Origin of the sequence: Desulfobacula toluolica Tol2 (assembly GCF_000307105.1) — a bacterium.
Taxonomy (GTDB): domain Bacteria; phylum Desulfobacterota; class Desulfobacteria; order Desulfobacterales; family Desulfobacteraceae; genus Desulfobacula; species Desulfobacula toluolica.
Window position 1 is genome coordinate 119,682 of the sequence record NC_018645.1, and the last position, 15,334, is coordinate 135,015.

A 15,334-nucleotide genomic window follows, 5' to 3' on the forward strand; every position below is an offset into this window, starting at 1 on the left:
GTCTTTATTTTTAAGGATTTTAAAATGAAAACCATCGAAGTAAACATTACAGCTGAATTTATTGTTCCAGATGACTGGGAAGTGATCGATCATGTCCCGGACCCAACTTTTCCCGAGGACAAATTGACCGTATTAAAAATCAATAAGAATCATTATGATTTTTTTCCTGAATGCCTTATGAAAATTGAAGATGAAACAAATGTGTTCTGGTCTGCAGACGAAGGGAAAACCGAAGATATTATTGATTGTATGAGTACATTTAAAGTTTGTATTGCTGAAAAATAATCCATGGAAATCAAATGGCTTGGAACGGCAGGGTTTGAAGTTAAGACAGGAAATCAGGTGTTTTTGATTGATCCTTACCTGTCCAGGAACCAAAATGCTTTTCCCAGGCAGGATATAATGCCTGGTGATATTCAAACAGCATCCCAGATTTTTATTTCCCACAGTCACTTTGACCACATTCTGGATATCCCCCAAATCGCCCGGCAGACAAACGCGGATATTTATTGCTCAAAAGTTGCGGCAAACATGCTGATCCGGCATCAGGTGGACAAACACCGGATCAACCCCGTTATTGCGGACAAAAAAAAATTTGATTTTAAACGGTATTCAGCCAGGGCTTTTTTCAGCGACCATATTCAATTTGATAAAAAACTGGTTTTTTCAACTCTTTTAAGAACACATGTGCAATTGTTTAAATATCTTCCCCTTTTTTGGAGGTTCCCCTGCGGCCGGGTTTTAAGCTGGCGCTTTATGATTGAAGATAAAATAATACAATTTTTCGGCAGTGCCCGGTCATCTTTAAAAACCCTTAAGAAAATCGGGAACACCCCCATTGATATCCTGATGTTTCCATTGCAGGGCCATTCAAATATTTGTAAAATCGGCCTGAACCATGTCAGATATCTTAAACCGAAACTGGTTATTCCCCATCACCATGATAATTTTTTTCCCCCCATATCAAAAACGATTGATATCAGCCCCTTTGTGGATCAAATCAAAAAAAAGTGTAAAGATACCAGGATTATTGTTCCTCAAATAAATGAATGTTTAACATTTTAAATTCACAGCACATGTTCATGCTTCTGCTATCTTTTTTTTGTATATCCTGATTTTTTGGGTGTAACAAACCTGCCGTCAACCTGATCTAAATCCAACCACCATTTTTGTTTATAATTGGGTTTATGATATCCTAAAAGGTCATCACACCATATCCCAAATTTCCGGGTGGATGGAAATTTTCTTAAAAACCAGTTGACCGTTCTGTGAAAAGGGGTGAACGGCTTATTCCACGGGCATACCTTGATGCAGGTGCCGCAACCGGAACCGTTTGGGTTGCCCACTCTCATGGAGGTGCATTTTTTAACGTCATTGGGCCATTTTTCATACCCGTTGTGCATGATTTTATCACCATAGCTGATGGCCTGGGACGGGCACATTTCAGCACATTTGCCACATTTGCTGCAAAAATCCTGAAGTCCGAAATCAATGGGCCTGTCAATTTCAAGGGGCATATCCGTCGTAACTACAGCTGCCTTATATCTTGGCCCTAGGAAAGGGTTGATCACCACATCCCCCATACGCGACATCTCTCCAATGCCGGACCACAGCAGGATAGGGGGAACCACTACCTTGTAATTCATGGCATGGTGGGATCTTGCCGGATATCCGAGCCGCCGGATGTAATCCGCCAGAATACAGGCAATATACCCGGAACCGGCATAGGCTAAAAAACTCATGGAATTGCTGATCCAGTCACTCCCGTTAAATGCCGATGCTGTTCGCCAGTCCTGATCAACTACAATGGAAATAGCATATTTGTGATTGAGTTCAACTTTTTTGCCTTTGTGCTTGGAGTGTGAGAACACGGCATATTGAGGGAGTTTACAGATGCCGACAATATCTGCTCTCAAAAAATAGGCTGTCTCTTTTATATGCCAGGCATTTGTTTTAGGATCATCTGTTCCTGGGGCAATATCATCTGAAGTATCGGGCATGGGCGGCCAAAAAGAAGTGTTCCAGGGTGAGCGGCCGGCTTGTTTGAGTTTCATGGGCTCGTCCACCATATGCCCAAGTGCGCCACCCATGGTACACAATGCCCCTGATAAAGGGTGCTTGCCAATGAATCGCCCATACTCTTTTTTGAGTTTTTCTCCGTACTCTCCTTTTCCAGCCCGTTGAAATCCGCCATCCCTTTCATCAACTCTTTGAATCTTGTTATCATGAATAGCGGTTGTGGGCCGGTCAACCCTGTCAAGGATATGAACAGGATAGGGGTCTGGCCTGTCTTTTCTGCAATCATCTCGAATATCTGATGTAAAGATGCGTGTCATTTTTTACTCCTGTTAAAAGGTTCCAGTATGTGTGTTTTTCTCAATTTAAATACCAATACCAAATATTAATGTTCAATATTTATGCCAGTGCCTATAATCAAAATTATGCTATTAATTCAGTTGGTTGGATTTGTCAGGTCTGTTGAAAGTTAACGAAATTTCAGTCTTAATGATTTTTCGTTGTAATACAATGAGATTTCATTTAATTTATCCTTATGAATATCAACTCAACTTATCAACCTGAATTTGAGTCGCTAAAAGCGCTCTTAATTGAAATGGCCATGGAACGGTCTGTTGACGTTCTTTTAAATCTCATTGTCAACCGGATGGTGCAGCGCCCTCACATAGCTCTGGTTAGAATCTGGTTAAAAAAAAAGGCGGATATCTGCAATAAATGCTCCATGTTCAAATTATGCGGACAAAAAAAAGAGTGTCTCCATTTGGTTGCAAGCAAAGGCGATTCAATATCAATGCCTCCTCACAATTTTTCTGATCTCAATGGGCATGGGCAAAGGATTCCCATGGGGGTCACCTGTATCGGGAAAGTGGCTCAGAACAAAAAACCGTTAAGCCCGGAAGATATTAAGTCAGATCCTGACTGGCAAAACAGGGACAACTGGGCCAAAGGAGAACATCTTCTCGGATTCGGCGGCCAACCCCTGCGCTTTAAAGACGATGTTTTCGGTGTGATTGCCATTTATTCGAGGATCAAATCCGACCGGGTAAAAGAAGGCAGGTTCTGGTTGAATATGATCGCCAACCACACTGCTGCCGCAATTGCCAACGCCAATGCATTCAGACAAATTGATCATTTAAAATCTCAATTGGAACTTGAAAACCAGTATCTGAAAGAAGAGATCAACCAGGCTCGTTCTTTTGGCAGTATTATAGGTAAAAGTCCGTCTTTGATGAATATTCTGAACCAGATAGAGCTTGTGGCACCAACAGATGCCAGTGTGTTTATTTTTGGAGAATCCGGTACAGGCAAGGAATTGGCAGCACGGGAAATTCATAACCGAAGCCTTCGGAAAGACAAACCCATGATTAAAGTCAATTGTGCCTCTATTCCGGGTGAACTCTATGAAAGTGAATTTTTTGGCCACATCAAAGGCGCGTTTACCGGTGCCGTAAAAAACCGGGCCGGACGGTTCCAGGCGGCTGACGGGGGAACCCTTTTTCTCGATGAGATTGGAGAATTGCCTCTTGCACTTCAGGGCAAACTTCTTCGGGTTTTACAAGAAGGTGCTTATGAACGAATTGGTGAAGATATAACAAGACATGTAAATGTAAGGATTATTGCAGCCACAAATAAAAATATCAAACAAGAAATCAAACAAGGGCGGTTCAGGCAGGATCTGTATTACAGGCTCAATGTCTTTCCCATAGAGATTGAACCCCTGAGAAACAGGAAAGAGGATATCCGTTTATTGACCTATCATTTTCTTGAAAAAATTTCATCCGACATGAACAGAGACATTCCAGATATTTCCAGTGCCGGAATGAAACAGCTTATTTCTTATCATTGGCCCGGAAATGTAAGAGAACTGAGAAATATTATTGAGCGCTCCATTATCACATCAGGAGACATGAACCTGAAACTTACATTCCCGGACAATGAACAACAACCGTTATCTTATAACCCCGCAGGTAATTATCTAAAAAACAAAGCCCCGACAGACAAAGTATTGACAGACAAAGAGTTAAATCGGTTTGTTAAAAAAAACATACAGGCTGCACTCAAAGCATGTAATGGGAAGATTTATGGGAAAGATGGGGCTGCAAATCTTCTTGGTTGTGTGCCCACAACGCTTTGTTCCAGAATTAAAAAATTTAATATTAATATCCTGGAAATAAAAAAGTAATCATGGCCCTCCACCCCTATATGTTTTTTGAAAATTAAGGTGAAATTTGCGCAAAAAAGATTAAGCCCGGCACAGATAGTGCCGGGCTTATTTAAGATGTTAAACAATTAAGGTGCTGCAAAACAATTTAAGATGCCAGTTCACGCCTGTCGGACATATCCACAAGCGTTCTTTCTCTTGCCTTGTCAATGCCGAGCTGTTTTCGTTTTTTGTCAATATGAGCGATCATCATTCGAGCAATTTCAATGGGGTCAGAAGCCATACCCCATTTTCCATATCCCTTTTTTTCAAGACCATTAAACATAAGATCATGGAATTTAGTTTCCTTGATGGTTGGAAAACCGACACCAAAAACCGTATAAACGCCTGAAGCTACAAAATAATGGCCAATGGCCAATGCTTTTTCACTCATCCATTCGGGCGCACATCCGGCTACCGGAAGATCTGCAATGCTGTTTCCAAGACCTCCGGCTTTTACCATGGCTGACGCTGCAATGAGAATTCTTGTGTTGTCCACACAGGAACCAAGGCCCAGAACCGGAGGCATACCAACGGTTTCACAAACCTCGGCAAGACCAGGGCCTGCAAGTGGTGCAGCTTCAGGAACCAGAAGGCCCGCCTTGGCAAGCGCTATTTGTGAACATCCTGTTTGGAGTACGAGAACATCATTTCTAATCAGCTCTTTTACCAGGGCAACATGAACTGAATCTTGTTTAACTTTTGGATTTGTACAACCCACAACTCCTGCAACCCCTCGGATTCTTCCATTAATAATATTGTCATTCAGCGGTGAATAGCTGCCCCTGAAGGTTCCGCCCAGCATATATTCGATATATTCGTGGCTAAAGCCGTGGACACCCGCCTGGATCTTTTTTGGAATCTCTATGGGCATACTTCTGGTGCCATACCTGGCAATGGCCTTTGAGAGAATTTCATCCGTGCATTTCCTGGGATCAATTTCATCAAACTCAACATGGGTGGCCCCTTCAATTTTCGCTCTCGGGTTTGTGGTTATCAAATGGGTATCATAACATTTGGCCACTTCTGCCAGACCCTGCTTGATGCACTGGATATCCACCACCATGGCATCCACTGCACCTGTAACGATTATCGCTTCTGTTGATCCAAAGTTTCCGGCATGAGGAACTCCGTGACGAGACATCATTTCCGCACCGGAACAGCACATTCCCACAAGATTAATCCCTTTGGCACCCTTGGCTTTGGCCTCTTCAATAAAAAAAGAATCATTTACAGCCGCCAGCATGCCTTCAAACATGGCAGGTTCATGGCCATGCACAATAATATTTACATGATCCTCCTTTAATACCCCCATATTGACATCTGCAAGGGTGGGAGAGGGGGTTCCGAACATTATGTCGGACAGTTCGGTTGCCACCATGGAACCGCCCCATCCGTCGGCAAGGGCTGTTCTGGTGATCTGTTTCATTAAATTGTCATAGTCCTGGTCACATCCGATATGGGTCCTGCTCATCATTTCCATGATTTCCAGCATGGCCCCTCTGGGCATGACGCCATCTTTTCTCCACAATTCCCGGGTTGCCTCAGGTGCCAGTTTGGTAAAAGGCATTTCACCGTCAACATTGGAAAATGTTTTTTCAAGTTCATCACACAGCTCTTTTGCAACCTCCAGAACCTCTTTTCCCTCAACATCAATGCCGAGGGATTTGCCAACCCGTTCAAGTTTCAGGGTATCCTCAATGGTAAAATCCTTGACCTTACCGTCAATAATCCCCCTGAACAATTCAAGGATATGCCTGCCATGATCATTGTGGGAGGCAGATCCGGCTGCCACATTTCGTCCGAAATTTCGTGCCATGATCGTATCAATGGTTGCACCGCATACGCCTACTTTTTTATATGGATCTCTTGGATTCAAGCGGCAGGGTCCCATGTAGCAATGCTTGCAACAGGCGGATTCCGCACCAATGGGGCAGGGTTTCATTTCATACCCGCGGTCAAGATCCAGTTTAACACCGTCTCTTCTGGCTTTTGTAAGCATTTGCTGAGTGGCTTCACACATTGTGCGATCCTCAACACTCACCATTTTTTTCTCACTGTTTTCTTTCCCCATTCATATCTCCTTGTTTTTTGCTCCTGGTTGCAATGATGCAGTCACCATACGAATTTTATTACTTCAGTTATCGTAAGGTGATACACCGTGGTATCTTTTTACAAACTAATACATTGTGGTATTTTGTAAAGCATAATTTAATTAAAATGATAATTTTTCATTTTTTTTATTCTAAATTTTTATTGGTCGAAAAAAACTCTAAAGAAAAAAAATACCGGCATGAAATATCACCCCAAAGACTTAACAGCCATAGGCTTTAAGGCATTGGGGTGGGGGGCAGGTAAAAAAAAGTGTGGAGGGAGATGGCTAACCAATTGATTTGACGGATGCAAACCTTGGTTCATGAAGAGCAATAATAATATCCGCTTCTTTTTGAACCTGTTTCATAATATCATAGGCTTTGTAAACATCCACATGGGTTCCCGGCGGGATCACATCCATTTCCATGCCTTTAATTTCAGGCGGGGGATCATAATTTTCATCAATGATGCAAAATCCCGTGATTGCAGCCGTGCCCTTTTGTGTTTCAATAAATACGGTTAAACCGCCTTTTGTGTGGACCGGCGTATGTTTGACGCGAATACCATCTATGATTTCGCAATCTTCCTTAATGATTTCAATCTGATCATTTTCTTCAATATCGTCGATATAGTCTTCCAGATAGCGATAGTCAAGGGGATGGGGATTATGAACGGATTCAAGCTCCTTCTCATGAACATAAAACCGGGCATTTTCACATTTATAATCATTTTCACAATGATCCATATGAAGATGGGTGTGAATTACGATATCAATATCCAAAGGCGATAAGCCGTGTTTTTCAAGCCCTTGCTCAAAGGTGTAAATTTTTCCGCCAATGGCATCTTCCCTGTCCTTTGATCTAATGGGGTTCATCTCACCCGTATCCACGAGAATGTTTTTATCGCCGCCTTTTATCACCCATGTATAAATTGGTATTGTATACTGCTCTCCTTGACCGTATTGATAAGTCATCATGCTTTTATCAAAAACTTTTGTACCCATGACAATGGGATGAATGGTGTATTGTGTCATGATATATTACTCCTTTTACTGATAAGTATCAGTGTATGACTATATGGAAAATGTATCTGCTGTGTCAACGAAGATAAAAAAAATTAAAATCTCACCTCAAAGGTTACCCCAAATTATAAGGAACAGTTGACAATGTCAGTATTTCAGGAAAAAACTTAATCAATCCGCCTTCATTGATAAGGGATTCATGGTGATTGTACATGGCAGTATCCCACATATAAAGAAAAGACCTCATGGGCTCGGATACTTTTTCTTTATCAGAAAAAAATACCCCTTGCCGGATAATGTCATCTGTTTCCATTCCTTTGTCCAGGTTTTGAATGATTTTTTTTTCCCGTTGCAAAATTGTGGAAATACCTGAGGCCCATGCATGTTGAATTTCCTTTTTAACAACACCTCCATGACTTGTAAGAATTAATTCAATGTCCATCCCCTCAAGCCGTAAAATTGATTCAACAAGCTTTTTTATGCTGCAGTCTGCCCAGCCATACCACGGGCCAAACCGGTCCAGTCCCATATCCCCGGAAAACAGGATTTTGTCTTCCGGAAAATAAAAGGAGGTGTGAGAAGGAGAGTGGCCCGGCGTATTAATCAGAACCATTTCGGGTGCCATATCCTTGAAAGAGGTTGTTTCGCTGCAGGACTCATAGGCGTTAAGGGGTTCATATCCAAGAAAATCCACAACAAAGGAGGTCCATGGCTTTGACATGCCAAAGGCTCCGGCTGTATGTTCAATCACGAAATCCGTGGACGTCAGATATGGTTCTTCACCTTCCGGGATAAACACCACAGCATCCGTATAAGTATTAACTTGACGGGTCCAGGTGGAATGATCAAGGTGATAATGTGTAATCATGGCTGCATCCGGTTTTTCCTGTTCCAGCAATTTAGGGATTTCATCTGTCCCCATATTCATATCAATCAAAATTTTTTGCTTTGACAACAGTATCATTCCGGCACAGGATGTAAAATTTGCCATGGAATCAGGTTCCACATAGGTAATCTTGTCTGTAATTTTTGTTCTTTTCAAAAAAAGGCATTCCTTTTTTTTATTCGAAATTTAAGCTTGTTCTTTTCCTTATTCTGATGAGTTTTCGTCAAGAATTAAAAGTCCGACCAGCATATGCCCCTTGTATTTTCCAGGTTCAGGCGCTGAAATATGGATTATTTGTGTCTTATGAAGTACTGGATTTACTGAGGCTTCTTCCGGGTGATATTTCATCATCAAAATATCTCCTGCCTTGATATACTTGAGTACATTGGAATCCTCGCGCACCAATATCCCAAAACCATTTGAAGAAAAATCCTTTATTCTAAAATGATAGGCCATTTCATTTTTTCCGGGTGTAAATTCAACGCTGGCATTATTCCGGCATTCTGTTCTGATTTCAGCACGCAAATTTTTTTTATTCTGTTCAGGATTTTTTTTCATTGATAATCCAAGCCCTTTGTAAAGATGACATCCTTAATAATATTCAGGATCTTTTTCATTAATAAGCCAGTACCATATTAATCATCATTGTTTTTTATATTTTTTCTCCAGGTACAGCAATCTTTTTTTCACATTAAGGCCTCCGCCAAAACCTGTCAGGCTTCCGTCTTTACCGATAACCCTGTGGCAGGGTATAATAATTGGAATCGGATTTTTTCCGTTTGCCATGCCAACCGCTCTTGAAGCTTTCGGATTTGCGACTCTTTTTGCCAGTTCGCCATAGAATATTGTTTCTCCATAGGGAATTTTTACAAGTTCCTGCCAGACCTTTTTTTGAAAATCTGTTCCTGTAATAGACAATTCAAGATCAAATCTTGTCAGCTCTCCTTTAAAATAGGCTTCAAGCTGCAAAATAATATCCATAAATTTTTCCGGGTTGTATGTCCAGTCTTTTCCAGGCTCAACCCTTGTCTTTCCCAAAGGAAAATAAAGGTTTTCAAGCAATTTGTTGCCGGTTAATAAAAGCTTTCCAACCGGGGATTCAAAATAGCAATAATTCATATTTTCCACCCTATGGCCTTGTTCTGTCATACGTAAATATAAAAAAACAATGAGCTTAACAATACTTCTTTTGCAATAAATATTCAAATTTCCTGTCAGCTGGATTTCCAGGCTGTAAAATAAGTCGACGTTTTAATTGATATTTTTTTCGATATTACCTTATGTTATTCAGGCGTTTTAACATCAATCATAAAAGTTTTACGGCACTATGAGTTCTGTTAAGCCAGTCTGTCCTGACAAACAGGGAGCGGCCAACTATTTCTTGTGCAGTGGCATTGTTATTGCCTTTATTGTTTGCAGCAGTCAAAAAAAGGAGATTAACCAGATCCATAAAAAAAGTAGCGTAATGAATTAAACAAAGTGTATTTAAATCAAACACCTTAATTTTATGAGTTGGCAAAACAAGGAGAAAAAAATGAATCAAACTTTCCAGGATACCATTTATAGGCCGGGATATTATGGCAAAAAAAGACAAAGTGCCGAGAACTGGTTGGATGAGACGATCAAAAAGTGGGACAACAAGGGGAACGCGGATAAAAAACAGGACATAAAGGAAAAATCCTCGGCAATCCATAATATTTGTTTTTCACGGCAAATCGGAGTGGGGGCTTTGGAAATTGCGGATCTTCTGTCCGGTATCCTTAATTATCGTGTTATAGACAGGGAAATTTTGGAATGTATGACGCAAGACACCCGGCTGACAAAAAAAATAATTGAATTTTACGATGATCATTACCCTGGTAAAATGGCTGAGCGTTTCTCCATGCTCATCAAAGAAAAACCCTTTCTGAAAAACGATTATGCAAGACAGTTGATGAAAGCTATCATTGTGCTGGCCGATACCGAACCCTCTATTTTTGTCGGCAGGGGAACCCATTTGATTCTGCCCGGCAATACTGTTTTGTCGGTAAGGTTTGTCTGCAGCCGGGATTACAGGGTTGATAGGCTGTCCAATATCCTGAACATCGGCAGGTCGGAAGCAAAAACAAAATTAAATATTATGGATATTGAACAGCATGAGTTTTTTAAAACCGTTTATCACAACAAAGAAACCGGTCTTGATGAATTTGACCTGGTGATCAACAGGGATCGTATCAACGGAAGTTTCCATGCCGCCCGGATCGTGGCATGTGCTTTTGAACAAAAATTCGGATTAACAGCACTATAACAATCTTGAACTTTGATGCCTGTGATCAGTGCTTTTTAAACCTAAAATGCTGATCCTTGAAATTATGTTTTGAATAACGGCCATGGCAGATCATTATGTCACAACAAATAATGAAAGGTATTTAATTTCAGCAGTTTAAAAGTTCTTTCATATAAGCTTTCATAGCGTCATTATTATTAATTTTTGGTATCAGGATATGCTGGACGCATTGTCTTTTTTACCATTTTCCCTGTTTAAGCCTGATCCCGTTTTTTTTCAATTCCAGAACACCTTTTTTGAACAAACCGCCAATGGCTCTTTTAAATTCTTTTTTACTCATGGAAAAAACCGTTTTAATCTCTTCGGGTGAGCTTTTATCATGGCAGGGTATAAAACCACCGGCTTGTTCCAATAAGCTTTCAATTATTTCAGCAGAACTTTTTACAGAATCATATCCTGGTTTTTTTAACGTGAGATCTATTTTGTTGTCTTCACGAAGCCGCATGATATAACCCGTGCAGGTATCACCTATGGAAAGGTCTTGATAGGTTTCATTTATGTATAACATACCAAAATACCTGTTATCAATTACAGCCATAATACCAATTTGGGTAAAAGAATGGATAAGAAGATCTACTTTCTGACCAACCTTAAGGTCCGTGATGTTTTTATCACAATTTACGGATATTTTTGTAGTGCCGTAAACTCTGCCTGTCATATCATCAAAACAGATTTTTGTGAGATATTTTTTTCCGGGAACCATTTTGTCCTGCTGCTCACTTTTGGGTATCAGCAAGTCTTTTTCAAGTCCCCAATCCATAAATGTCCCAAAAGATACAACATCTTTTGCTTCAAGGAAAACAAAATCTCCAACAACTCCATCCGGCTTTAAAGTCGTTGCAACAAGCCGGTCTTCAGAATCAGTATATATAAACACCGTAATGGTGTCCCCTATATGCATATCTTCAGAAACGTATTTTTGGGGAAGCAGAATTTTTCCTTCGTCAGACTGTAAATACAGACCAAATTCAACTCTGCTATCCACAACCAGATCATTATATTTTCCAATTTTAAGCATGCTTATCCTATTTAATTTTAAATGGAAAAACCCGGCAATTTGTTTTCAACCGGATTTTTTTTGTCAAATACATTGTCAGCAAGGGACTTCCTTTATTTTTGAGGAGTTCTTTTGCCCACTATGTCTTTTATTCAAGCATTATATCACATTGAAGAAAACAGCGCCACAGTATCCCCAAGCCACCTCAGGGCTAATGCATGTAAATATTGCAAAGTCCTTGTCTTATGGGTGAGAGTATGAATAACCTGAACACCACATCTTACAGTTTTTTTCTAATAAAAAAACGATTTATGCGACAACTTCCTGCAGATAAGGATAAAACGTCATTTGTAGAAATTAAAAAAAGCAACTGCCTTCTTAACCAGAGGGGAGTTATAAAATTATTTGAATACCGGCCAAGTCAGATTGATCTGCCATGTGCAGGCTTGGTATTTCATACTGGTTTGCCAACAACAAAATCGGGTGCAGTTCAATAGTTTGGATTTACAGCTTTTTTTAAAGACTTGTTGACATATGAACGCATTTTATTACAATAAAACAATAAGGCCGTCGACAATCTCCAGCTTTTTTTTTCTGGGTCAATGTTTGTTTAACACCTTGATACAAAAGCCGATATTTGAAATATTATGTCCCGTAAAAATGACGTCATGAAAGAAAAACAGGTACTGGCCTCGTTTATTTCAAAACTGCCGGAAGCCATTATTATCTGTGATGCCAACGGGTTAATCCTGCTGCACGACCACCAGTCTGAAATATATCTTTTGGCGGATAAGAGCAATCCTGTGATACCGGTTTTGATGACCGGCAAACCCATTACTGCGCTCATTGACAAAAACCTTGTTGAACATGCACTTGACGAAATCAACGAGCAATTAAGAAAAAAGGTCGAAAATACGGTTTCAACCTTTATTTTACAAACCCACGCCCTTGTCTTAGAGACCCAGGTGGTGCCTGTTTTAAATTCTGCCGGTCTATTTTCCGGGTTTGTTGTGATCCTTGATGATATTACCCAGCAAAGCCGGGCACAAAAACGGGTAGAATCCCTTTTAAACACTTTGTCCAAAAATGCCAGATCCCCTATGGCAAGTATCAGGGCCGCCATTGAAGCCATGAGAGAGTTCCCCGGGATGGATGAACAGCACCAGCATCAGTTCAAAGAGATCATTTACAAGGAATCCATTGTATTAAGCGATATCCTCAATAGCGTATCAGATGAATACTCACGTCTTATCAACACAAACAAGACCTTGAAACAGTTGTTCGTAAAAGATTTTTTACAAACAGTGTCCAGGAGGTCTCAAGATAAATTTGGGCTAATCTGCCGCGTTACTAACCGTTTTGATGCCGAAAACATAAAAATTAAAGCCGATCCCTACACCTTTATCAATGTGTTTATTTTTATGTTGGGTCGGCTGAAAACCGAAACCGGGCTGACTGAATTTTATTTTAATTTTTATAAGAAAAATGCCATTGCGTTGATTGATATTTCCTGGAAAGGAGATCCGGTAAGCCCTCAATTGCTAAAACAATGGGAAAGCCTGGATATTGGTACACAAAACATGGTTTTAAATATCAGCTTAAAAGAGGCACTCAACCAGCACCAGAGTGCAATCTGGACATACCCCGAACAAGATGAAGTTAATGATATGCCTTGTGTAAGATTTTTTATTCCGGCAGATGAGAGTTTGGTGCAAAACATCCTTGAACCGGTTTCCCTGATTCCGGAAAGCCGGATACAGATCGGGGATATTGAAGCATTTGATCATTCCGATCAGGCTTTGGAACTGGACAACCGTTTGCTGACCGAGCTTTCCTACACTTCGCTTATTCGTGAAATCAACCAGGCAACAAGAGTTGAAGAGATTATCGGCAAACACAGCCAGTTGCCAAGGCTGATTCACAGTATGCTCACCAGCGGGACAAAAATCAAGACCGTGACATGGCTGGTCACGGCGTTTTCAGATGCCATCTTACATAAACTGCTGACTTTTGCAACAAAAGCTCTTGGACCGTCCCCGGTTCCGTTTGCCTTTGTTACTTTGGGCAGTGAAGGCAGAAAAGAGCAGACCCTGAAAACTGATCAGGATAATGCCGTTATTTTCAAAGATTCTGAGGACGACGGTCAGACAATTGAAATTCTTCAGCCCTATTTTCTGAAACTTGGGGAAAAAGTCTGCACCTGGCTTGATCAGTCGGGATTTGATTTTTGCCAGGGCGGCATCATGGCGAAAAATCCAAAATGGTGTCAGCCTCTTTCCATATGGAAAGACTATTTTTCCTCCTGGATACATGCGGCATCACCCGAGGATCTGCTTCATACCAGTATTTTCTTTGATTTCCGGTTTGCTTATGGAGACAGACAGATCACAGATGAACTGACAGCCTATATGATGAACCAATTATCCAACTGGACTGGATTTTTCCGAAATATGGCGGAAAATGCCGTGTATTTCAAACCTCCGATTGGATTTTTCGGCAATTTTTCAGTCCGGTCCAAAGCACCGCATAAAAAATGTCTTGATATTAAGATGGCCTCCATCCCCATTGTTGATTTTGCAAGAATTTATTCTCTAAAGCACGGCATCAGGGCCACCGCCACTCAGGACAGGCTTTATCAACTATATGTGAAAAAGGTTTTATCCCGCAATGAGTATAATGAACTGGATCAGGCCTATTGCTTTAATATGCAGATACGGTTCATGACACAGATCCAGGCGATTCTCGGTCAAAATATAAAACCGGATAATTACATCAATCCCAAGCACCTGTCTTCCATTGAAAAAAAAATGCTCAAAGAAGTATTAAAAAAAATAAAAGCTATCCAGGCCAAACTGAGGTTTGATTTTATAGGTGACACAGACGGTCTGATTTCTTAATATTTTTACCCTTTTAATCGTTAAGGGAATGCCTGTTGCGCTGAATCATTCCCATGATGGAATACACAAGCTGTGCCGCGGCAAAATCCGATCCATGATCGCCGGGTATGGGTGCCAGCTCAACAACATCAAACCCTGCCAGGGATCTTTGGCAGAGGCATTTTTCAATAAGCCAGAGCGCATCATACCATCCAAGGCCTCCGGGCACAGGTGTCCCTGTTGCCCGGATAACTGAAGGATCAAGGCCGTCCACATCAAAGGAAAGATAAATGATATCAGGAAAATCCAACGGCAACACCATGTCACGACCCTTGTTTTGATACAGCATGCCGGCATCAAGATACCCCACGCCGATGGATGAGCGCAGTTCATGCTCTTCACGGGATATGGCCCTGACACCGATCTGGAACAGGGGAAGGTTGAGTTCATCCATGGCACGCTTCATGACACAGGCATGGCTGAAGCGTTCTCCCTGGTATTCGTCCCGAAGATCAGCATGGGCGTCAAATTGTACGATGCCGATGGGTTGTTTTATTTTTGAGCTAATTGCCCTGAGGGCACCCAGGGTTACGGTATGTTCTCCGCCTAAAAGTACCGGGATCGCCCCCATGGATATGGATTTTTCAACACGGGCTTCTATGCGTGAAAGCACCTGTTGGATATTGCCTGTGCAGTCAACCGTGGCTGTGGTATGGATTCCCGATTCCAGTGGGACAGACTCGCCATCCCATGCTTCAAGCTGCTGGGATGCTTCAAGGATTGCCCGTGGACCGTCTGCCGTACCGCTGCCATAGGAGACGGATGCCTCAAGCGGTGCCGGAATAACATGAAATAAAGATTTGTCTGCCTGCCGGTTTCCTTTTTCAGATTCTATAAAATCAGGAATGGATGACATAT

13 protein-coding genes are annotated in these 15,334 nt (G+C 41.3%); 5 read left to right on the forward strand and 8 right to left on the reverse strand.

The window, feature by feature from the left end:
• Positions 1-24 precede the first annotated feature (24 nt).
• The gene (locus tag TOL2_RS00550; protein WP_041279166.1) at positions 25-285 is read left to right on the forward strand and encodes a hypothetical protein; all 261 of its coding nucleotides are present in this window, start codon (positions 25-27) and stop codon (positions 283-285) included.
• Between the two features lie 3 nt (positions 286-288).
• Entirely contained in the window at positions 289-1,065 is a 777-nt protein-coding gene (locus TOL2_RS00555; RefSeq protein WP_014955624.1) for an MBL fold metallo-hydrolase, read from the forward strand.
• Between the two features lie 26 nt (positions 1,066-1,091).
• Here TOL2_RS00555 and TOL2_RS00560 read toward each other — a convergent pair whose 3' ends face one another.
• On the reverse strand, positions 1,092-2,336 hold the full coding sequence (locus tag TOL2_RS00560) for a reductive dehalogenase (protein ID WP_014955625.1): 1,245 nt from the start codon (positions 2,334-2,336) through the stop codon (positions 1,092-1,094).
• 281 nt (positions 2,337-2,617) lie between these two features.
• On the opposite strand from TOL2_RS00560, the gene TOL2_RS00565 reads away from it, so the two are divergent.
• Positions 2,618-4,198 carry a sigma-54-dependent Fis family transcriptional regulator gene (locus TOL2_RS00565; protein WP_232508017.1) on the forward strand — a complete coding sequence of 527 codons (1,581 nt, stop codon included), beginning with the start codon at positions 2,618-2,620 and terminating at the stop codon, positions 4,196-4,198.
• A gap of 127 nt (positions 4,199-4,325) precedes the next feature.
• Here TOL2_RS00565 and cooS read toward each other — a convergent pair whose 3' ends face one another.
• The 5 genes from cooS to TOL2_RS00590 form a co-directional block, all read right to left on the reverse strand.
• The gene (cooS, locus tag TOL2_RS00570) at positions 4,326-6,290 is read right to left on the reverse strand and encodes an anaerobic carbon-monoxide dehydrogenase catalytic subunit (protein WP_014955627.1); all 1,965 of its coding nucleotides are present in this window, start codon (positions 6,288-6,290) and stop codon (positions 4,326-4,328) included.
• Between the two features lie 306 nt (positions 6,291-6,596).
• A complete protein-coding gene (locus TOL2_RS00575; RefSeq protein WP_014955628.1) occupies positions 6,597-7,343 on the reverse strand; it encodes an N-acyl homoserine lactonase family protein in 747 nt (248 codons plus the stop codon).
• A 103-nt stretch (positions 7,344-7,446) separates the two neighbouring features.
• Positions 7,447-8,373, reverse strand: a complete 927-nt coding sequence (locus TOL2_RS00580) for an MBL fold metallo-hydrolase (protein WP_014955629.1) — start codon at positions 8,371-8,373, stop codon at positions 7,447-7,449.
• Between the two features lie 48 nt (positions 8,374-8,421).
• A complete protein-coding gene (locus TOL2_RS00585) occupies positions 8,422-8,775 on the reverse strand; it encodes a hypothetical protein (RefSeq protein ID WP_014955630.1) in 354 nt (117 codons plus the stop codon).
• An 84-nt stretch (positions 8,776-8,859) separates the two neighbouring features.
• Positions 8,860-9,336 carry a methylated-DNA--[protein]-cysteine S-methyltransferase gene (locus TOL2_RS00590; RefSeq protein WP_041279714.1) on the reverse strand — a complete coding sequence of 159 codons (477 nt, stop codon included), beginning with the start codon at positions 9,334-9,336 and terminating at the stop codon, positions 8,860-8,862.
• Between the two features lie 415 nt (positions 9,337-9,751).
• Between TOL2_RS00590 and TOL2_RS00600 the strand changes: the two genes are divergently transcribed.
• Positions 9,752-10,504 carry a cytidylate kinase-like family protein gene (locus TOL2_RS00600; protein ID WP_014955632.1) on the forward strand — a complete coding sequence of 251 codons (753 nt, stop codon included), beginning with the start codon at positions 9,752-9,754 and terminating at the stop codon, positions 10,502-10,504.
• Between the two features lie 217 nt (positions 10,505-10,721).
• Here the strand turns inward: TOL2_RS00600 and TOL2_RS00605 are convergent, their stop codons facing one another.
• Complete coding sequence (locus TOL2_RS00605) at positions 10,722-11,561, reverse strand: CvfB family protein (RefSeq protein ID WP_014955633.1); 840 nt, start codon at positions 11,559-11,561, stop codon at positions 10,722-10,724.
• Between the two features lie 626 nt (positions 11,562-12,187).
• Here TOL2_RS00605 and TOL2_RS23280 point away from each other — a divergent pair.
• A complete protein-coding gene (locus TOL2_RS23280; protein WP_014955634.1) occupies positions 12,188-14,437 on the forward strand; it encodes a DUF294 nucleotidyltransferase-like domain-containing protein in 2,250 nt (749 codons plus the stop codon).
• A gap of 13 nt (positions 14,438-14,450) precedes the next feature.
• Here TOL2_RS23280 and speB read toward each other — a convergent pair whose 3' ends face one another.
• Positions 14,451-15,332, reverse strand: coding sequence for an agmatinase (gene speB, locus TOL2_RS00620; RefSeq protein ID WP_014955635.1), 882 nt, complete (start codon positions 15,330-15,332; stop codon positions 14,451-14,453).
• Positions 15,333-15,334: the final 2 nt, after the last annotated feature.